The 18,284-nt window shown below is 29.0% G+C and carries 24 protein-coding genes; 2 read left to right on the plus strand and 22 right to left on the minus strand.

Translation table 11 applies throughout. From position 1 onward, the window contains the following. Nucleotides 1-10: 10 nt before the first annotated feature. Genes ACFIJ5_RS11355 through ACFIJ5_RS11425 form a run of 15 tightly spaced genes read right to left on the minus strand, consistent with a single transcriptional unit; the run spans nt 11 to nt 9,318 of the window. Nucleotides 11-1,942 carry a proton-conducting transporter transmembrane domain-containing protein gene (locus tag ACFIJ5_RS11355; RefSeq protein WP_379807084.1) on the minus strand — a complete coding sequence of 644 codons (1,932 nt, stop codon included), beginning with the start codon at nt 1,940-1,942 and terminating at the stop codon, nt 11-13. Then, nucleotides 1,939-2,283, minus strand: a complete 345-nt coding sequence (locus ACFIJ5_RS11360; RefSeq protein ID WP_379807086.1) for a sodium:proton antiporter — start codon at nt 2,281-2,283, stop codon at nt 1,939-1,941. Before ACFIJ5_RS11360 ends, ACFIJ5_RS11355 begins: the two co-directional genes overlap by 4 nt. 7 nt (nt 2,284-2,290) lie before the next feature. After that, nucleotides 2,291-2,755, minus strand: a complete 465-nt coding sequence (locus ACFIJ5_RS11365; RefSeq protein ID WP_379807087.1) for an MnhB domain-containing protein — start codon at nt 2,753-2,755, stop codon at nt 2,291-2,293. Then, entirely contained in the window at nt 2,745-3,038 is a 294-nt protein-coding gene (mbhE, locus tag ACFIJ5_RS11370) for a hydrogen gas-evolving membrane-bound hydrogenase subunit E (RefSeq protein ID WP_379807088.1), read from the minus strand. The genes ACFIJ5_RS11365 and mbhE overlap by 11 nt, the downstream gene beginning before the upstream one ends. 1 nt (nt 3,039) lies before the next feature. Then, entirely contained in the window at nt 3,040-3,312 is a 273-nt protein-coding gene (locus ACFIJ5_RS11375; RefSeq protein ID WP_379807089.1) for a Na(+)/H(+) antiporter subunit B, read from the minus strand. After that, nucleotides 3,305-3,643 (minus strand): monovalent cation/H(+) antiporter subunit G, encoded by a 339-nt coding sequence (gene mnhG / locus ACFIJ5_RS11380; protein WP_379807090.1) that lies wholly within the window; start codon nt 3,641-3,643, stop codon nt 3,305-3,307. The genes ACFIJ5_RS11375 and mnhG overlap by 8 nt, the downstream gene beginning before the upstream one ends. Beyond that, the gene (locus ACFIJ5_RS11385; protein ID WP_379807092.1) at nt 3,643-3,903 is read right to left on the minus strand and encodes a monovalent cation/H+ antiporter complex subunit F; all 261 of its coding nucleotides are present in this window, start codon (nt 3,901-3,903) and stop codon (nt 3,643-3,645) included. Before ACFIJ5_RS11385 ends, mnhG begins: the two co-directional genes overlap by 1 nt. After that, a complete protein-coding gene (locus ACFIJ5_RS11390; protein WP_379807094.1) occupies nt 3,900-4,421 on the minus strand; it encodes a Na+/H+ antiporter subunit E in 522 nt (173 codons plus the stop codon). Before ACFIJ5_RS11390 ends, ACFIJ5_RS11385 begins: the two co-directional genes overlap by 4 nt. A 24-nt stretch (nt 4,422-4,445) precedes the next feature. Beyond that, a complete protein-coding gene (gene hypB, locus ACFIJ5_RS11395) occupies nt 4,446-5,093 on the minus strand; it encodes a hydrogenase nickel incorporation protein HypB (protein WP_379807096.1) in 648 nt (215 codons plus the stop codon). Further along, nucleotides 5,093-5,434: a hydrogenase maturation nickel metallochaperone HypA gene (gene hypA / locus ACFIJ5_RS11400; RefSeq protein WP_379807098.1), complete on the minus strand. Its 342-nt coding sequence runs from the start codon at nt 5,432-5,434 to the stop codon at nt 5,093-5,095. Before hypA ends, hypB begins: the two co-directional genes overlap by 1 nt. 1 nt (nt 5,435) lies before the next feature. Beyond that, nucleotides 5,436-6,518: a hydrogenase large subunit gene (locus tag ACFIJ5_RS11405; protein ID WP_379807100.1), complete on the minus strand. Its 1,083-nt coding sequence runs from the start codon at nt 6,516-6,518 to the stop codon at nt 5,436-5,438. Between the two features lie 24 nt (nt 6,519-6,542). Beyond that, nucleotides 6,543-6,923, minus strand: coding sequence for an NADH-quinone oxidoreductase subunit C (locus tag ACFIJ5_RS11410; protein WP_379807102.1), 381 nt, complete (start codon nt 6,921-6,923; stop codon nt 6,543-6,545). A 24-nt stretch (nt 6,924-6,947) separates the two neighbouring features. Further along, the gene (gene hypE, locus ACFIJ5_RS11415) at nt 6,948-7,949 is read right to left on the minus strand and encodes a hydrogenase expression/formation protein HypE (protein WP_379807104.1); all 1,002 of its coding nucleotides are present in this window, start codon (nt 7,947-7,949) and stop codon (nt 6,948-6,950) included. A 16-nt stretch (nt 7,950-7,965) separates the two neighbouring features. Further along, on the minus strand, nt 7,966-9,054 hold the full coding sequence (gene hypD, locus ACFIJ5_RS11420; RefSeq protein ID WP_379807106.1) for a hydrogenase formation protein HypD: 1,089 nt from the start codon (nt 9,052-9,054) through the stop codon (nt 7,966-7,968). Nucleotides 9,055-9,096: 42 nt separating this feature from the next. Then, nucleotides 9,097-9,318: a HypC/HybG/HupF family hydrogenase formation chaperone gene (locus ACFIJ5_RS11425; protein ID WP_379807108.1), complete on the minus strand. Its 222-nt coding sequence runs from the start codon at nt 9,316-9,318 to the stop codon at nt 9,097-9,099. A gap of 332 nt (nt 9,319-9,650) precedes the next feature. Here ACFIJ5_RS11425 and ACFIJ5_RS11430 point away from each other — a divergent pair, with 332 nt between their 5' ends. Further along, on the plus strand, nt 9,651-10,070 hold the full coding sequence (locus ACFIJ5_RS11430; protein WP_379807110.1) for a hypothetical protein: 420 nt from the start codon (nt 9,651-9,653) through the stop codon (nt 10,068-10,070). 25 nt (nt 10,071-10,095) lie between these two features. Here the strand turns inward: ACFIJ5_RS11430 and ACFIJ5_RS11435 are convergent, their stop codons facing one another. Then, nucleotides 10,096-12,639, minus strand: coding sequence for a calcium-translocating P-type ATPase, PMCA-type (locus ACFIJ5_RS11435; RefSeq protein ID WP_379809597.1), 2,544 nt, complete (start codon nt 12,637-12,639; stop codon nt 10,096-10,098). Nucleotides 12,640-12,873: 234 nt separating this feature from the next. On the opposite strand from ACFIJ5_RS11435, the gene ACFIJ5_RS11440 reads away from it, so the two are divergent. Continuing rightward, nucleotides 12,874-14,517 carry a putative manganese-dependent inorganic diphosphatase gene (locus tag ACFIJ5_RS11440; RefSeq protein ID WP_379807112.1) on the plus strand — a complete coding sequence of 548 codons (1,644 nt, stop codon included), beginning with the start codon at nt 12,874-12,876 and terminating at the stop codon, nt 14,515-14,517. 47 nt (nt 14,518-14,564) lie between these two features. Here ACFIJ5_RS11440 and ACFIJ5_RS11445 read toward each other — a convergent pair whose 3' ends face one another. Genes ACFIJ5_RS11445 through ACFIJ5_RS11470 form a run of 6 tightly spaced genes read right to left on the minus strand, consistent with a single transcriptional unit; the run spans nt 14,565 to nt 18,270 of the window. Continuing rightward, nucleotides 14,565-15,350, minus strand: coding sequence for a flagellar hook-basal body complex protein (locus tag ACFIJ5_RS11445; RefSeq protein ID WP_379807114.1), 786 nt, complete (start codon nt 15,348-15,350; stop codon nt 14,565-14,567). 22 nt (nt 15,351-15,372) lie between these two features. Then, nucleotides 15,373-16,143: a flagellar hook-basal body complex protein gene (locus tag ACFIJ5_RS11450; protein WP_379807116.1), complete on the minus strand. Its 771-nt coding sequence runs from the start codon at nt 16,141-16,143 to the stop codon at nt 15,373-15,375. Then, nucleotides 16,140-16,325 carry a hypothetical protein gene (locus ACFIJ5_RS11455; RefSeq protein ID WP_379807118.1) on the minus strand — a complete coding sequence of 62 codons (186 nt, stop codon included), beginning with the start codon at nt 16,323-16,325 and terminating at the stop codon, nt 16,140-16,142. The genes ACFIJ5_RS11450 and ACFIJ5_RS11455 overlap by 4 nt, the downstream gene beginning before the upstream one ends. A gap of 17 nt (nt 16,326-16,342) precedes the next feature. Beyond that, nucleotides 16,343-16,831 (minus strand): hypothetical protein, encoded by a 489-nt coding sequence (locus ACFIJ5_RS11460; RefSeq protein WP_379807120.1) that lies wholly within the window; start codon nt 16,829-16,831, stop codon nt 16,343-16,345. Nucleotides 16,832-16,867: 36 nt separating this feature from the next. After that, the gene (locus ACFIJ5_RS11465) at nt 16,868-17,587 is read right to left on the minus strand and encodes a FliA/WhiG family RNA polymerase sigma factor (protein ID WP_379807122.1); all 720 of its coding nucleotides are present in this window, start codon (nt 17,585-17,587) and stop codon (nt 16,868-16,870) included. 14 nt (nt 17,588-17,601) lie between these two features. Next, nucleotides 17,602-18,270: a flagellar brake protein gene (locus tag ACFIJ5_RS11470; RefSeq protein ID WP_379807124.1), complete on the minus strand. Its 669-nt coding sequence runs from the start codon at nt 18,268-18,270 to the stop codon at nt 17,602-17,604. Nucleotides 18,271-18,284 lie beyond the last annotated feature (14 nt).

Raw genomic sequence — 18,284 nt, forward strand, 5'->3', positions numbered from 1 at the left:
TCCCTCCTTCCTACGGCATTAACACAAATAAATATATTGTTACTATACATAAACACCCAACTACCCACAAAACGTAGTCATTTACTATTCCACTATGTGCTTCATGAATAACCTTAAAATATCCACTCAATTCATGCTTTAGTCCCCAAAACAAATCATGTCCAGCAACATGTGTAAATTCTTCTTTTTCACCGCCCGTAAATGTTTCATATTTGGAGTCTAATTGCTCTACTGCATCTACTGTTGTCTTATTAGTCCTTCTTATATTAATAGTTAATACAAGCATAAAACCTACTAAAAGTATTAAAAATAATACAAGCCATGCTTTAGGATTCCAATACCCTGCATAAACATAGTTTAATTCTGGTATTTTTATTTCTCCAAACATCTTAGCTGCATATCCCTTTCCAAACATAACATCCACATACTTACCTATGTTATATATAGAATACGCAGCAGGTTCAATTATATATTTTGATATGAATTTAGGAAATATGCCTGCAAAAATGCATATGAATGCAAGAATCCCCATTGGTATTCTCATACTTAATGGAATTTCCTTAACATTTTTATGTTCCTTTGGCATTCTACCAAAAAATACGGATTGACCTACTTTTACAAAAGACGCAAGAGTCATAACAGATACAAGTAATGCTATAATAGTTATTGGAGCATACCCTGCTTCATAGGTTGACTGATATATTAACCACTTAGATACAAATCCATTAAATGGTGGAATACCGCTAATTGATGCTGCACCAATCATGAATAATATAGTTGTATGAGGCATCTTTTTCGAAAGTCCACCTAATTTATTTAAATCAGTAGTACCTGTTCTATACAATACAGCTCCTGCACACAAGAAAAGTAAACATTTAAACGTAGCATGATTTAACATATGATATAATCCACCCATTGTACCAAGAACAGCAACCTTTGAATTCAGTGCTAATCCCACTCCTAATGCAGTTACTATATAACCTATTTGAGATACAGAGTGAAAAGCTAGTAATCGTTTAAAATCTGTTTGAATAAGTGCCATAGTTACACCAATAAACATAGTAATTGTACCCCAGAATATAATCAAAAATTCAACTTGAGGAAGTCCCATACTTTGATATAACATATATAAAACTCGTATTATACCATATACACCTGTTTTACTCATAACTCCTGATAAAAGCATTGAAATAGATGATGGTGCTGACATATGAGCATCTGGTGGCCAGGTATGACAAGGAACTAAAAAGGCTTTTACTGCATACCCAACTAATAAAAGAGCTAGTGCAAAAATTGATACTGTACTATATCCCTGTTTGTGAAGAATAGCTGCAATCTGAGCTAAATTCAATGTATGTACTTGTGCATATAGAAGTACCGTTCCTAAAAGTATAAGCGATGATCCAAGAGAACCTATTACAATATATTTAAAACCTGCTTCAATTGCCTTATACGTATTATTTCTAAATGATGTAAGTGCAATTGCTGCAAAAGTCATTATTTCAAGCATTACATACATGTTAAATAAATCACCAGTAAATACAAAACCAAGCATACTGGCAGTTAATAATAAAAATAAGGTGTAATATTTATCAAGCCCATTATCTTTTTCCATATATCTAAAAGAATATATACTTGACAAAAAACAAGTTACAGCAATTATCAATCCAACAAACAAGCCAAGTCCATCTACTTCTAATCCTATACCTATAGCCCAATTTTTTTCTGGAATCCAACTACCCATCCAGTAAGAAATTATTTCATTCTTTAATAAAATAGGTTTTATAAGTAATATAACCATTATTAAAGAAATCAAAGTACTAAAGAAAGCTATTGCTTTGTGTATTTTTACACGTTTACTACCAAAAAGGCCTAGTAAAAATGCGCTTGTAAAAGGAATAATAATAGCTAGCATGGGTAAATTGCTAATATTACCATTCATCCGTTTAACCTCCTAACCTTATCTGCATCAATAGTTCCATAATGCTCTTTTATTTTTATCACCAAACATAAAGCTAGTGCAGTAACACACGCTCCTATAACTATTGATGTTAATGTTAATGCTTGAGGTACTGGATCTACGAAAAATGCTCCTTTTTTTAAATCATTCATAAATATTGGAGCTGTACCTCCTACTCTAAATCCAACCGATATTAAAAGTAAATTTATTCCTGTATCTAAAAGAGACATCCCTATAACAATTTTTATTAAGTTTTTTTTCATAATCATTATATAAAGTCCAAAAATTATTAACAAAAAGGATCCTATATAATTAATTGACATAAAATATTCACCTCTTTTCTTCTTTCTCATCATCTGACTTTAACGTATTCGCCATTATCAATATAAGAAAGCCTATCCCTGCTAAAACTTTATAACCCACCGCAAAATTCATCCAAAATATTGTACCTGCACTGTATACTCTTCCAACTTCACCAGTATTATGAATTATATTTCCAAAAAAACTAGTTCCATATATTATTCCTAAACTTGCTAAAAAAATAAATCCAAGTGCTCCTAAATCCTCTGAAACTTTTAGTCTAGTAATATTGAATGTGCTTCTTATAGTATCAATTCCGTATGCGCTATAAAGTATAGCAACTGCACCTGCTATTAACACTCCACCTTGAAAACCTCCTCCTGGACTTAAATGTCCATGAAGTATTAAGTAACATCCTAACGTCAAAGCCAATGGAAGCACTATATTAGCACAACTCTTTACAATAGAATCTCTACTTTTCAAATCATTTTTCATGAGATTGCTTTCCTCCTTTAGCTTTTACAGATTTTCTCAATATAGCAGCAGAACCAGTAATAGCAGTAAACAATACAAAAGATTCTCCTAAAGTATCATATCCTCTAAAATCAAACACAACTGCTGTTACAGAATTTATTGCACCTGTTTTTTGCAAGGTATCTTTTACTATTAAATTTGCTATACCATGGTATGTAGATGGCAATACAGCCATTTTTATACATACATAACAGCCAAATATAAATATTACTACTAATGAAAACCAAGCAAACCCTTTCTTCACTCTATTTGCCTCCTTTTTCATTTTCCGTTTTATTTTTATCTTTTGTTTTTGATAAAGTTATTATAAATATTATTGGAGTCAAAATTGCTCCTACAGCGCCCTCCGCAATAGCTACATCTGGAGCTCTTAAAATCAAAAATTCTATAGCTACAAAAGTACCAACTACTGCCATTGAAATAACACAGGGTACTATGTCATCTATTAAAACCGTACAAAGTCCTGCGATAACAATGCCAATTATTATTATAGTATTTAGAATATTAATACTATTCATTTTGCTTGTCCCTCCCATATTCATCGCATACGCTTTTTTCATTCATTTCTGCTTTACTTTTATATGCGGCTTTTGCCATAGCATGAGATGCGGCTGGATTAGTTAATAATATAAAAACTGCTATTACTATAGATTTTATTCCAATTGAATTATTTCCAATATAAAATCCATATATAGATGTTCCAATAAGTATTGATAATCCACCCATCGTTACTATATTGGTTGAGGATTGAAGTCTACAAAATGTATCTGGCATTCTTATCATACCAACTACACCAGCAAATATAAAAAATATTCCCAGTATAAAGAATATATCTATTAATACTCTCATTATATTTTTCCCTCCATATATTTACTTATCAATACTGTTCCAATAAATCCTAGCAGAGCAACAATCAATCCTAAATCTACATAAATTCCTCTACCTTCATAACATCCAAACAGAACCATAACAAGCCCTATTATTACATCAATACAATCTGCAGCCATAACTCTATCAATAACATGTGGTCCTCTTATTACCCTGTATAAAAGTATCAAAGCTAAGACCGCTAATATAATAGAAACTAAGATAATATCTGACGTCATCATCTAAAAATCCTCCTTACCCATGGTTCAAAATTACCTTTAATCTTATCTGATGCTGCCTCTATATTTTTATCTTTTACATCTATCCAATGTATATACATGTAGCATTTATTCTTTTGTTCAACTATATCCATTGTTATTGTGCCTGGCGTTAACGTTATACAATTTGCCAGCATTGAAAGGCCATAGTCAGATTTTAACTCTGTTTCGATTTTTACTATTCCTGGATTAATATTCACTTTAGGTGATAATGCTCTAAGAGCTACATCTAAATTTGCCTTAAATAACTCAACAAAATAAATTGGTATAAAAGCTATTAAAGAACCTAATCGTTTAAAGTTGAAAAGCCAAAATGCATCTTCTCTAATGAAAAATTTACTACTAAATAATGCAACTATAAATGATACTATAATTCCAGCAACTACTTCTTCACTATCTACCTTACCACCACTATAGGTATATAAAATCCAAAATATAAAACATAAAATAAACGTAGAAAAAATTGCTTTATAATTCTTCACTAGAATAACCTCCTTTCCATAAATTTATTTTTTAACTTTATCTTCAATCCACTCAGCAACTTCTCTTATTCCATTTTGATTCACTGAATTAACTTTAAATATACTTGAATTCTTATTAATTGTTTTTACTTCATTTTCAACTTTTTTATCATCAAAATTAAATATATCTTTTAAATCAAATTTATTAATTATAAGAGCATTAGATCTTGTAAACATTAGTGGATATTTAGGTACTTTATCATCTCCTTCCGGAACACTTAAAATTGCAATTTTTAGATGTTCTCCTATATCAAATTCAGCTGGGCATACCAAATTACCAATGTTTTCAACTATTAAGATATCTAAATTATCCAAATCAAAATTGGGTAATATGTTTTTTATAGACATAGCTTCTATATGGCATGCTCCATCAGTATTAAGTTCAACAACAGGAATACCTATTTCTGCTATTTTTTCAGCATCAATTTTACTTGCAATATCCCCTTCAATAACCCCTATATTATATTTATCTCTTAAGTTGTTTATTATAGCTTTTATAAAAGTAGTTTTTCCTGCTCCCGGAGATCCCATTACATTAATTAAAAATACTTTCTTATCATCTAAATATTTTTGGATTTCATCATGACAATTTTCATTCCATTCCATTATTTGTCTAACCACTTTTATCTCCATCACTCTACCTCCAAACTCTCAATAAAAAATTCATTTCCACCAATAATCTTAATGTTATAACTATTACACTTTGGACAGCTATATTCCCCTTTTTTTATTACATTTATATGTCCACATTCATTACATTTTATTTTAATTGGCATTTTTTTTATTTTTAGCAATGCCCCCTCTACAATAGTATCCTTACTTGCTATGTTAAAATAATATTGTATGCATTCAGGTATTAACCCACTTAACTCTCCTACATGAATTCTTATTTCCTTAACAGTTTTAACATTATGTTTTACCGCCTCTTCACTAGATATATTTATAATACTTTGAGTAACAGCTAACTCATGCATATTATCTATCCAAACATGAGAAACAAGGATCTATACTAGCTACAATTAACCCTGCATCTGCAATTGAATTATCTCTTAACATTACTGGTATTGTAGGAGCATTCTTAAAAGTAGGAACATGAATATTAACTCTTAAATTCTTTTGTCCTCCATCTGTAACTACATAATATGTTAGTTCTCCTCTTGGTGCCTCAATTCTAACACAAGTTTCTCCAGCTGGAATTTTAGGCATCTTTATCCCTAAATTAATTGGAGTATCAGGCATATTTTCTGCAGCTTGACGAATTATCTTCATACTTTCTTCAATTTCAAGAAGTCTAACTACCACCCTAGAAAAAACATCCCCATCTTCTTGGAATGCAATATTGAAATCAAATTCATCATAACAACAATAAGGATCATCTTGTCTTACATCACCTTTAATTCCAGATGCTCTACCATGTGGTCCACAAGCACCATATACCCATGCATCATCTTTTGTTAATTTTCCAACACCTCTTGTTCTCATAGATATAGTTCTGTCATTTGCAAATATATCAAACATTTTCTTATATGGTTCTTCTAATTCATCAATCATTGATTTTAATTCTTCAAGCTGATTTTTAGAAAGGTCTCTTCTAGCACCTCCAACAATATTCATAGCATAGTTAACCCTGTTACCTGTGAGCATCTCTAACATATCCATTACCTTTTCTCTTGCTCCAAAAGTATGCATAAAAGCACTATCAAATCCTATTATATGTGCTGCAAGTCCTAACCATAAAAAATGAGAATGCAATCTTTCAAGCTCACAAATTATTAGTCTTATATAAGAACCCCTCTTTGGAACTTCCATTTCACTAATACTTTCAAGAGCTAAGCAATATGTTAATGCATGTGAATGAGAACAAATTCCACATACCCTTTCAACTAAAGTTATAGTTTGTATAAAATTTTTCTCAGTGCAAAGCTTTTCAATCCCTCTATGATTGTATCCAATATAAACTTCAGCCTTTTTAATAGCTTCACCTTCAGTAAATAATTTTACATGTATAGGTTCTTCTAAAGAAGGATGATATGGACCTATTGGTACTACATAACTCATAACTTTTTTCTCCTTTCTTGTATGTTATCCCTGTTTCTCACCTTTTTTTAACTCATTCAAAGGTACAACTAATATCTGACCGGACCCGTCAAAATCATCAGGTAAAAATAATCTATCACCTTTTTTTAGTCCTTCAAAATCTATTGGCATCATTTCACAAATTTCTTCTTCACACCACTGAGCAGAACCTCCATAAATATGTGTTATAGAAGGTAATTTTTTTTCACCCTTACACATGTATGTTACTAACCTATCATCTATTTCATAGTTATATACTATAATATTATTTCCTTCTTTATCTACATAGCCATTCATTATAACAAGTCGTCTTTTTTCTTCTAACATTTTTTGTGCTAATGGAATGATTTCATCTTTAGATATTTGTATAATTTTAGGCTTTTTCATGCTCCCTCTCCTTTCTTGTTTTTATTAACATATTCTTGGAAGAATATCATAACTCAATTTATCCAATATTCTTTTTCCTCCTAATTTGCCTTCTAATATAACTTTAGATTCAACATAATCAACGACCTCTCCTATAATTTCAGAATTTTGGAATATTTGTTTCTCTTTTAATTTTTCTAACAATTCATCGCAAGCGTCTCTCGATACTACAATTAAAGCTTTCCCCTCATTTGCACTATAAAGAGGATCCAAACCCAAAAGATTTGCAGCCATCTTCACATCAGAATCTATTGGTATTTTATCTTCCTTCAATTCTATAGAAAATTTCATATCTTCCACAAATTCATTTAATGTAGTAGCTACCCCTCCTCTAGTAGGGTCTCTCAAAATTTTTATGTCATCTTTGTATTCTTGTAATATATCAATTAAATCTATTAAAGGAGCACAATCCGATAATATGTTTTGCTCTAATAAATTTTCTCGCTTACATAAAATAGAAATACCATGATTTCCTACACTTCCACTTACAATAATTTTGTCTCCAATTTCTATTTTATGTTTACCTAATTGTAATCCTTTTATTCTTTCTCCTATTCCAGCTGTATTAATGTATATCCCATGACCATGTCCTTTATCTACTACTTTTGTATCTCCTGTAACTACTTTTACACCTATTTTTTTTGCCACTTTTTGTATAGAGTTAATAATTACTTCTAGTTCCTTTATTTTAAATCCTTCTTCTAGTATAAAAGATAAACTTAAATATTTCGGTATACTCCCACACATTAGCAAATCATTTACTGTACCACATACACTTAATTTTCCAATATCACCTCCAGGAAAAAAATAAGGATATATTACAAAACTATCCGTTGAAAAAGCTATTTCATTTGAAATATTTAATAAAGCCCCATCCCCTAATTTTTTAAGTTCATCGTTTTTTAATTTAGGAACTATCAACTCATTTATTAATTTTGATGTTTTTTTTCCTCCATTTCCATAAGACATAGAAATTATCTCTTCCATGTTTATCATCTCCGTTCTATTTACTTGTCAAAATTGATTGATACTTAAAATATGCTGCACAGCTTCCTTCTGAAGAAACCATACAAGGCCCTATAGGGTTATCTGGTGTACATGCTTTGCCAAACAATTCACATTGATTTGGTTTTATTTTACCTTTAAGTATTTCTCCACACTGACACCCATTAAAAGTGTACTTTTCTTTAAAGTTAAATGGATAAATTTCTTCTATATCATGATTTTTGTACTCTTCTTTTAATTTTAATCCACTGTTTTTTATTAATCCCATTCCTCTCCAGTAATCATCTCTTACCTCAAAAACTTTATTTATTAATTGTTTAGCAGTTACATTACCTTTACATTTCACAAGACTACTATAGGCATTTTGAACTTTACATCCTTTATTTTTTATATCATCTATGAGTAAATATATGCCATTTACTATTTCTTCTAACTGGAATCCAGTTAAAACTCCAGGGCACTTGTAACTTTTTAAAAATTGAAAACCTTCTTCTCCAATAATAGCACCCACATGACCTGGACATATAAATCCATCAATTTTAATGCTCTCATCTTCAAGAAGTACTTTCATTACAGGTTCTACTAATTTATGAAGAGATATTAAATAAAAATTATCAATTTTATTTTTTACAGCTTCTAAAATTGCAACAGCACATGAAGGTGTTGTAGTTTCAAACCCTATACCTAAAAAAACAACCTTTTTATCTCTATTTGACTTGGCTATTTTTAAAGCATCTAAACTTGAATACACTATTTTAATATTTGCACCCTGTGCTCTAGCTTTTTCTAAGGTTATGTACGGTTTACTTCCGGGCACACGTATCATATCACCATAAGATGCAATTATTACATCTTTTTTTAATGAAAGCTCATAAATATAGTCCAAATATATGTTAGGTGTAACACATACTGGACATCCTGGACCTGATATTAAATTTATATTTGAATTTAGTACACTCCTAAGCCCATACTTACTTATTGCCATTGTATGTGTGCCACATACTTCCATAATATTAACAGATTCTTTGTATTTATTTATTTTTTTAATTACTCTCTTTGCATATTCAAAATCAACACTATTATACAAAGCACTCTCCTCCAAACTTAAGCCACTATAAAAGATATTTGTCTACTCCATTGCCTCATTAACTTCATTCACTGCTTCCATGATATCATTTGCATTTTTTTCATCTATTATTTCAATAGCAAACCCTGCATGAACCATAACATAATCTCCAATTTTAACATTCGGAACAATATCTACTCTTATTTCTTTTTTAAATCCATTAATTTCTCCTAAAGCTTTATTTTTATCTATTTCTATAATTTTTAAAGGTATTGCCAAACACATACTATCATTCCTTTACTTTGAAATCATTAAATATTTTGAATTTTTTAAATCGTTAAAATTTTATCTTTATTCTATTAACTATAATATCATATTTTTACATTTTATTTAAGTAAATGCCATAAATTATTAAATTTATTTTCAAAATAAATTTATATATAATCAAATCTTTCTCAGTATTAATATTTTAAAATAACATACTCTATGTTATAATATATCTAAAAATGCTATTTTTAAATGTTATTTTAGATATTAATAATAAATATTGTAATGGCATAATATAATTATACAAATTGTATATACTAAAAATTATAGGGCAAAGGAGTAGTAACATTATGGGATTTAAAGAAAAATTTTCTAAACGTTATACAGAAGCTTATCTAAAAAAATACGCTGATAGACTTACACAAGTCCAAGGGAAAGTTCTTTCCATAAAAATACATGAAAAAAGTATATTATGGATTTTTCATAAACTAACAGTTTCTCTTGTTGTAAAACCTGATAGAAGCAGATCAATTTCAAAATGTGAATATAAAAAGAATCGTTGGTTCAAAAAACCACCTTTCATGAAAATTTCTCAAGGTCATTCAGTAATTGTACAGGGATTAAAAGGTAAAAAAGGTAAAGAAAACAGAGAAAGTATTCAAGTAGTAAACATCTTGAATATGACAACTAAAAACAGCTTAGTACCGATAGACGGTGGAATACCTAAAGTTCAAAAAATAAAAGCGCAAAATCAAAAGAAATTAAGATAAAAATAAAAATAGCACGTACTACGTGCTATTTTTTATGTCTAAAAAATAGATATACACTATTTATAAATGAAATTATACTTGAGAAAAATATTATAATTAACCACTGTCCTAAATTTAAAGGCATTGTATGAAATACCTTTTGTAAAAATGGTATATATATAATAAGTAAAAGCATTGCAATAGATACCATAACTGCACCTACTAAATAAGGATTAGTAAATAATTTAATCTCAAAGATAGAATGTTTCTCTGATCTACATTCAAAAACATGAATCAATTGAGACATAATAAGCGTACCTAATGCTAAAGTTCTACACGTTGCCAAATCCATTCCATATAGTTTTCCACCTAAAAAAGATAATATAGTACATATACCAATTAATGAACCTCTTAACATAATCTTTTCTTTTAATCCTCTTGAAAATACACTTTCATTTTTTTCTCTAGGTCTTTCAAACATAATATCTTCATCTTTAGGATCAACACCTAATGCAATGGCTGGAAGTCCATCTGTAGCTAAATTTACAAATAAAATTTGTATTGGTAAAAGAGGAGTTTCTAAATAAAATAATGATGATAAAAACATAGTCAAAACTTCACCTAAATTACATGAGAGCAAATATCGTATAAACTTTCTTATATTATTATAAATTACTTTTCCCTCTTCTACTGCAGAAACTATTGTGGCAAAATTATCATCCATTAATATCATAGAAGATGCTTCTTTTGTAACGTCTGTTCCTGATACACCCATAGATATTCCAATGTCAGCTTCTTTAACTGCAGGGGCATCATTTACACCGTCACCAGTCATTGCTACAATATGTCCCTTTTTCTTAAAAGCTTTAACAATTCTAAATTTATGATTTGGATTTACTCTTGCAAATATTGTTATTTTATTTATTTTCTTTTCTAACTCTTTATCTGATAATGCATCTAGTTCTTTACCTGTTATAACTTGATTTATATCATTACATATTTCAACTTGCTTTCCTATGGCATATGCCGTATTTTTATGATCTCCAGTAATCATAACAGGTTTGATTCCTGCTACCTTACATTTTAATACTGCATCCTTAACTTCTTTTCTTGGAGGATCTATTATACCTGCAACACCTACAAAAATTAAATCATTTTCCATATTTTTTTTATTTTCTACCTTCTCTTTATAAGCTCCAGCAATACATCGTAATGCATCATATGACATTTTTTCAACAGAATCATAAACTTGTTTTTTATAATTAGAACTAAATAATCTAACTTCATTATTCACTAATATATATTTACATCTTTCAATTATTCTTTCTGGTGCACCTTTTACATAAGAATTACATTTAATTCCTTCTTTAATAATAACAGACATCATCTTTCTATCCGAATTAAAAGGAATCTCACGTATTCTTTCCCCACCTTTTACAAACTTCTCTAAACTCTTCGTATCCTTGAAAAAAGCCTTTATGAGAGCTGTTTCAGTAGGATTACCAAATAATGATTTGTCTAATTTCCTATTTTTAAAATCAAAATTGCAGTCATTACAATATGTAAAAGCCTTTACGAGCTTGTCATTTTGTGGAATATCTTCTTTATCTAAATTATACATTTTATTGTTAAAATAAATAGCTTTTACAGTCATTTTGTTTTCAGTTAATGTACCTGTCTTATCACTGCATATTATAGAAGTACATCCCAATGTCTCTACAGCAGGAAGCTTTCTAACAAGAGTGTTTCTCTTAAGCATTCTAGAAACTCCTAATGCTAAAGCTACTGTAACAATTGCTGCTAATCCTTCTGGTATGGCTGCAACAGCAAGACTAACACCTAATAAGAACATTTGATATGCATCTTGTCCTCTTATAATTCCCATAATAGTTACAGCCGCACAAACTACAAGACAAAGAATAACTAATACTTTTCCTAAATGTGCAAGTCTTTCTTTAAGTGGTGATTTCTTATTTTCAATATTATCAAGCATATGAGCTATCTTGCCCATTTCCGTATTCATACCTGTACCTAAGACTTTTGCCATTCCTTTTCCTGTTAAAATAATAGTCCCCATATATACACTTCTATTTTTGCCATTTAAACTTTTTTCAACACCTACAGATTCTCCTGTCAAAAGTGACTCATCTACAATAATATTATTACTTTTTATTAGCTCACAATCTGCTGGAATTCTATCTCCACTCTCTAAAATAATGATATCTCCTGGCACCAAGTATTCTGCATTAACTACCATTAATTTTCCATTTCTTTTCACCTTAGCTGTTGGTGCTGCAAGTTTTTTTAATGCCTCTAAAGATTTTTCTGTTTTATATTCTTGTATAAAACCTAAGACTGCATTCATTATTACAATTATAAGTATAGTTATAGCATCTGCCTTTTCATTCATAAAGCCTGAAATTATTGTAGCACCAATAAGAATCCAAATAATAAAGTCATTAAATTGCTCTAAAAAAATTCCAATTGGTGACACTTTTTTCCCATTATTCAATTTATTTAAACCATAACTTTTTATTCGTTTTTCAACCTCATCTTCTGTAAGTCCTCGCACTAAATCTTTTTCATTAATCACTTATATCACACCTCCAAGGATACCTTTGTTCTTTGAACTTTCTTGCCTATAGTAATATATGAACTAAATCCCATCTATATGAAAAAAACATTTATTATTTTGAAATAATGAGGTACAATGTATAATGTATTTATTAACGACTCAATTTTCGCAGAATAAAAATAACTTTTATCATAAATAAATGATATATGTGAAAGTTAGTTTAACGACATTAAGGAGGAAAACGTACTAATGAATGATGTAATATATATTACAGGACATAAAAATCCTGATACTGACTCAATATGTTCTGCCATAGCATATGCAGAATTTAAAAATAAAACTTCAAACAAAAAAGCAATTCCTGTAAGATTAGGAGAAGTAACTAGAGAAACTCAATTTGCCCTTGATTATTTTAATGTAGAGCCTCCTAAACTAATAGAAACAGTTAAAACTCAGGTATCTGATTTAGACATTGATAATGCAATTCCTATTTCACCAGAAATTTCTTTAAAAATGACATGGAATATGATGAAAAAACATAATGTTAAAACTCTACCTGTAATTGATGAAAATGATAAACTATTAGGACTTGTATCAGTTTCAAATTTAACTTCTAGTTATATGGATGTATGGGATAATTATATATTATCAAAAAGCAATACAAAACTAGAAAATATATTAGAAACTTTATGTGCAAAACCTATATACCTTAATGATGAAAATCCAAAATTCAACGGAAAAATCATGGTAGCTGCAATGGAACCTTGCCATATTAAAGAAGTAGTTGAAAAAGGTGATATAGTAATATGTGGTAATAGAGAAGATGCTCAAAAGAGCATAATAAATTGTAGGGCTTCTTTAATTATTATATCTGGAAATCATATTGTTAAAGATACTATTATAAAACTAGCACAAAAAAATCAATGTTCTATAATAGTAACTCCTTATGACACTTTTACAGCTTCTAGATTAATAATTCAAAGTATACCTATTAACTACGTTATGACTAAAGATAAGATAATAAGCTTTTCAACAGAAGACTTTGTAGATGAGATAAAAGATATAATGCTTGATACAAGATATAGAAGTTATCCAATATTAGATAAAAACAGAAAAATAATTGGTACTATATCTCGTTATCATCTAATTTCTAAAAATAAGAAAAAAGTTATACTAGTTGATCACAATGAAAAGACTCAATCAGTAGATGGATTAAATGATGCTGATATACTAGAAATAATAGATCACCACAGAATAGCTGATATACAAACTGGTCTTCCAATCTATTTTAGAAATGAACCTGTTGGTAGTACTTCAACAATCATAGCTACTATATTTTTTGAAAATGGAATAAGACCTTCAAAAAAAATTGCTGGTCTTTTATGTTCTGCAATTATATCAGACACTCTACTTCTAAAATCTCCAACTTCAACTGGTGTAGACAAATTAATGCTAAATAGATTAGCTGAAATAGCAAATATAGATATAGATGCCTTTGCAAAAGAACTTTTCAAAGCTGGAACTTCATTAGAAGGTAAAACACCACATGAAATATTTAATCAAGACTTTAAAATATTTAACATAAATAATTTTAAAATTGGTGTTTCACAAATTGGAACTATGTATATAGAAAGTTTTATTCCTGTAAAAGATTCTATGATGGACTTAATGAATAAAAAATGTAAAAATGAAAATTTTGATTTACTAATTTTAATGGTAACAGACATATTCAATGCAGGCTCTGAACTTTTGGTAATAGGTAACCATAAAGAAATTGTTGAAAAGGCTTTTAATGTTAATTTAACGGATTCCTTTATATATTTACCTGACGTTATGTCAAGAAAAAAACAAATAATTCCACCATTGACTTCTGCAATAAATTCAATAAAATAAGACACGGTTTCCCGTGTCTTATTTTTATGTATTATCTTTTAAATATATTATCTTTTAAGATTATTTGCCATTCCCCACATCTCATCTGCAGTTCTAAGAGCTGTAGAATTCAATTGAAAAGCTCTTTGTGTCATAATCAATTGACTCATTTCTTGTCCTAAATCTACATTGGAAAGTTCTAAAAATCCTTGAAGAACATCACAATTATTACTTCTAGTTACTTGTACATCATCACTTGCTGGAACATATAAGTTATTGCCTATAGATTTAAAAGATTTATCACCAAGAGCAGTATATACACCTATAGTACCAACTTTTACTCTTCTTTCCCCTTCATTTTGATATATATTACCTTTTTCATCCATAATAAAGTTCTTTTCTGATATTACTACTTTATCACTTATTTCATTACCATTTTCATCTAAAATACTAACTCTATTTCCACTATAATCTACTAATTTACCATTTGGATTAATATTAAAGTCACCACTTCTAGTATAAGCAGCTGTACCATCTTGACGGTAAACCTTAAATATTCCATCTCCATCTATTGCAAAATCTGTTTTTTTATCAGTTGGCATTAAATTACCTTCTGACAAATCTCTTGTTATATCTGTAACTCTTACTCCAGTTCCTGTTTGAAGATTACGTACTCCTCCCTTTGACACTGGATATCCTTTTCTATCAAGAGATTCTTGTAAAAGATCCTCAAAATTTACATCAACTTTTTTATATCCTGTAGTATTTACATTAGCTAAATTGTTTGAAATTGTTTCTAACTTAGTTTGCATAGAATTCATTGCTGATTTAGAATTCCAAAATGTTCTAAGCATAAACTACACCACCTACTCTATATTATCGTACATCTCCAACTTGACTTATAAGTTTTCCTAAAGTTTCATCCATTGTTTGTACTACTTTTTGATTAGATTCAAAATTTCTCATAGTAGTCATCATTTCAACCATTTCATTTATAACATTAACATTAGATTTTTCAACATATCCTTGTTTTACATGAACATTTCCAGCACTTGGCTGAGCATTCGATGTATATAAATTGTCTCCAACTTTCTTTATTTGACCCTCTTCAAAATTAGCAAACTGAAACTTATACTTCTGATTTCCATTTAACAATATATTTCCTAAGCTATCACATTGAATTTTACTATTTCCTACATTAACAGGCTCTACATTATTTGTTTGAGTATTAACTCCCAAAACTGAGTTTCCATTATTGTCTACTAAATTTCCTTTGATATCCACATGAAAACGGCCATCTCTAGTATAATATCTTTTTCCATTAGAACCTTCCACTGTAAAAAAACCTTTACCATCAATTGCAAAATCTGTTTTCTTACCAGTTTCAGTAATTGGTCCTTGAGTAAACTTAGTTATTACATCATCAATTTTACTACCCATAGATAAATTGCCTAATTCCTGTCTTACATTTTTACCATTAACTACCTTATCATAATTGTTAAGCATTACTTCCTTAAAATCCTTAACTCTTAAATCATCACCTTTATATCCATTAGTATTAGCATTTGCCAAATTATTAGTAATAACTTGTTGTCTAGCCTCTTCAGATATAAGTCCTGAAACGGCAGTATATAATCCCCTTATCATTTTGTTTTTGCCTCCTTGTCTCTTATGACTCTCATTTCATCTGGATACTGCATACCTAAATCTCTAGCTTTTTGTTCAATTACTGATTTATCATAATTTGCATTTATTTTAACTCCTGTCATAACTACAGAAGATATAATCATCCCTATACCAATTCCTATAATTAGTTTTCTATCACACAAAAAATCAAATATATTCTTTATTTTGCGTACAATTCCTTTATTAATAGTACTTCCCCCTTACCTATATCCAATTTTTCTGAAATTTCATCTATGGATACTCCCTCTTGTAAAAGTTTATCTACTTCTAAAACTTTTACACTTTTGTTAGAAATCTCTAAATCATCTTTTTTATCATTATGTTTTATATCTTTATCATCTTCTATTATCTCATCAATATGTCTTCTATTAATACTATTATCTACTTGAATTTCTACATCTTTTGTTTCTAAATTTTCACTTGTATTTTTTTTATTTTCTACTTCTGTCTTTAAGTATTCAATTTCTTTTTGAATTTCTAAAATAGTTTCGGAAAGTTCACTTCTCAATTTTCCTATTTCTAACTGATAATCTTTTAAATTTTCTTTCTTAAAATCATATGTACTTTTAAAATTATTTTTTTCCTTCTTTATTGTCCTTACATTTATAAGTATAAGTAAAACACCAATAATAATCAAAAATAATGACATATGCACAACTCCACTTCCATTATAATATATTTATGGTTAAAAGTATTTAAGTTTCTTAAAATTATTTCTTAAATGTATGATAGCTCTTCCATGAAGCTGGCAAACTCGTGATTCTGATACTCCAAGTATTTGTCCTATTTGTTTTAGCGTTAATCTTTCATAATAATATAGAGATAATACCGTTTTATCTTTTTCTTTAAGCATATCTATTGCTTTTTCAAGATACTCAATTTGCTCTTTCTTTTCAAATTTTTCTAATGGATTAGGACTAGCTTCATCTTCAATTGCACTTTTAAGCGGTATATCATCATCTTTTGAGAAAATCAGTTCCTCTAAAGAAACAACAGAAATGTAATTTACGTAATTTTCTATATTGCTTAATTCTTTAAGAGATACCTTTAATTCCCTAGCTATTTCAATTTTATTTGGCTCTCTAAGATTAGTTTTTTGAAATTTTTCAATTACATCATTATATCTATTTAATTTGTCCATAGCGCCCTTTGATATAGGACTATTTCTTCTAAGCTCATCAATCATTGAACCCCTTATTCTTATAGATGCATAAGTTGAAAATTTCATTCCTCTACTTTCATCAAATTTACTTATAGCATCCATAAGTCCAAGCATACCATAACTTATTAAATCTTCATACTCTATATATTTTGTTTTGCCGATAATTACTCTTGACGCTAAATATTTAACTAATGGTATATATTTTTTAACAATCTCTTCTCGTTTCTTAGAGGGCATGGCCATTTTCGTATCCTCCTTTAACTTTCTTTTATACCCTTTTTCCTTTGTTCACGCATAATTTGAAAAATATATTGAATTATTGCTTCTCTTTCTCTATTACATAAGTTTAAAAATATAATTCCACAAATATTTGAACCATCTTCACCTTTATCTACTCTAACAACTTTACACTTAATAACCATTTCTCTCTTTTTTATAGGCATTTTTATAAGGATATCATCATTTAGATTAATATTATAGCTAGTATTAATCCTACATCCCCCTCCACTAATGTCTACTAATATGGCTTTATGAACATCATTGCATTTATCATCATAAAAATCTTGCACTAAATTATTGTTCACATCTGAATCAATCTCTAAAAATTTTATATCTTGCAGGTGATTAATTCTAACAAACCTTCTTCTTTGTACCTTTTTAATATTTTCAGGATAAGCTAATAATATTATCGGAATATTATCCTTTCTTCTTCCAATAACTCTAGTTGTAAATTCATACAAACATCGTTCCTCATAGTAAACAACATCTACCCTACTTCCTACTGATAATGATACATACGAACCATTATTTACAGGAATACTTATTCCAATATATTCATCTTTTACATCTTGTACATTACTTAAATATTCTTCATCATTTAGTTGTATTTTTACTTTGTTATTTACAATAAAGTCTTTTTTTTGCACTACTAATCCCCCTT

The organism is Haloimpatiens myeolchijeotgali (assembly GCF_042688525.2).
Classification (GTDB): Bacteria; Bacillota; Clostridia; order Clostridiales; family Clostridiaceae; genus Haloimpatiens.

Bases quoted from the DNA above. Each gene is read 5' to 3' on its own strand.
- ACFIJ5_RS11425 (WP_379807108.1), bottom strand. From the start codon at position 9,318: ATGTGTTTGGCAATACCTTTAAAAATTATAGAAATAGATAAAAATAAA.
- ACFIJ5_RS11440 (WP_379807112.1), top strand. From the start codon at position 12,874: ATGAATGATGTAATATATATTACAGGACATAAAAATCCTGATACTGAC.
- ACFIJ5_RS11450 (WP_379807116.1), bottom strand. From the start codon at position 16,143: ATGATAAGGGGATTATATACTGCCGTTTCAGGACTTATATCTGAAGAG.
- ACFIJ5_RS11430 (WP_379807110.1), top strand. From the start codon at position 9,651: ATGGGATTTAAAGAAAAATTTTCTAAACGTTATACAGAAGCTTATCTA.
- ACFIJ5_RS11410 (WP_379807102.1), bottom strand. From the start codon at position 6,923: ATGAAAAAGCCTAAAATTATACAAATATCTAAAGATGAAATCATTCCA.
- hypB (WP_379807096.1), bottom strand. From the start codon at position 5,093: ATGGAGATAAAAGTGGTTAGACAAATAATGGAATGGAATGAAAATTGT.
- ACFIJ5_RS11465 (WP_379807122.1), bottom strand. From the start codon at position 17,587: ATGGCCATGCCCTCTAAGAAACGAGAAGAGATTGTTAAAAAATATATA.
- ACFIJ5_RS11385 (WP_379807092.1), bottom strand. From the start codon at position 3,903: ATGATGACGTCAGATATTATCTTAGTTTCTATTATATTAGCGGTCTTA.
- hypA (WP_379807098.1), bottom strand. From the start codon at position 5,434: ATGCATGAGTTAGCTGTTACTCAAAGTATTATAAATATATCTAGTGAA.
- ACFIJ5_RS11355 (WP_379807084.1), bottom strand. From the start codon at position 1,942: ATGAATGGTAATATTAGCAATTTACCCATGCTAGCTATTATTATTCCT.
- ACFIJ5_RS11375 (WP_379807089.1), bottom strand. From the start codon at position 3,312: ATGAATAGTATTAATATTCTAAATACTATAATAATAATTGGCATTGTT.
- ACFIJ5_RS11360 (WP_379807086.1), bottom strand. From the start codon at position 2,283: ATGTCAATTAATTATATAGGATCCTTTTTGTTAATAATTTTTGGACTT.
- mnhG (WP_379807090.1), bottom strand. From the start codon at position 3,643: ATGAGAGTATTAATAGATATATTCTTTATACTGGGAATATTTTTTATA.
- ACFIJ5_RS11445 (WP_379807114.1), bottom strand. From the start codon at position 15,350: ATGCTTAGAACATTTTGGAATTCTAAATCAGCAATGAATTCTATGCAA.
- ACFIJ5_RS11405 (WP_379807100.1), bottom strand. From the start codon at position 6,518: ATGAGTTATGTAGTACCAATAGGTCCATATCATCCTTCTTTAGAAGAA.
- hypE (WP_379807104.1), bottom strand. From the start codon at position 7,949: ATGGAAGAGATAATTTCTATGTCTTATGGAAATGGAGGAAAAAAAACA.
- ACFIJ5_RS11460 (WP_379807120.1), bottom strand. From the start codon at position 16,831: ATGTCATTATTTTTGATTATTATTGGTGTTTTACTTATACTTATAAAT.
- ACFIJ5_RS11365 (WP_379807087.1), bottom strand. From the start codon at position 2,755: ATGAAAAATGATTTGAAAAGTAGAGATTCTATTGTAAAGAGTTGTGCT.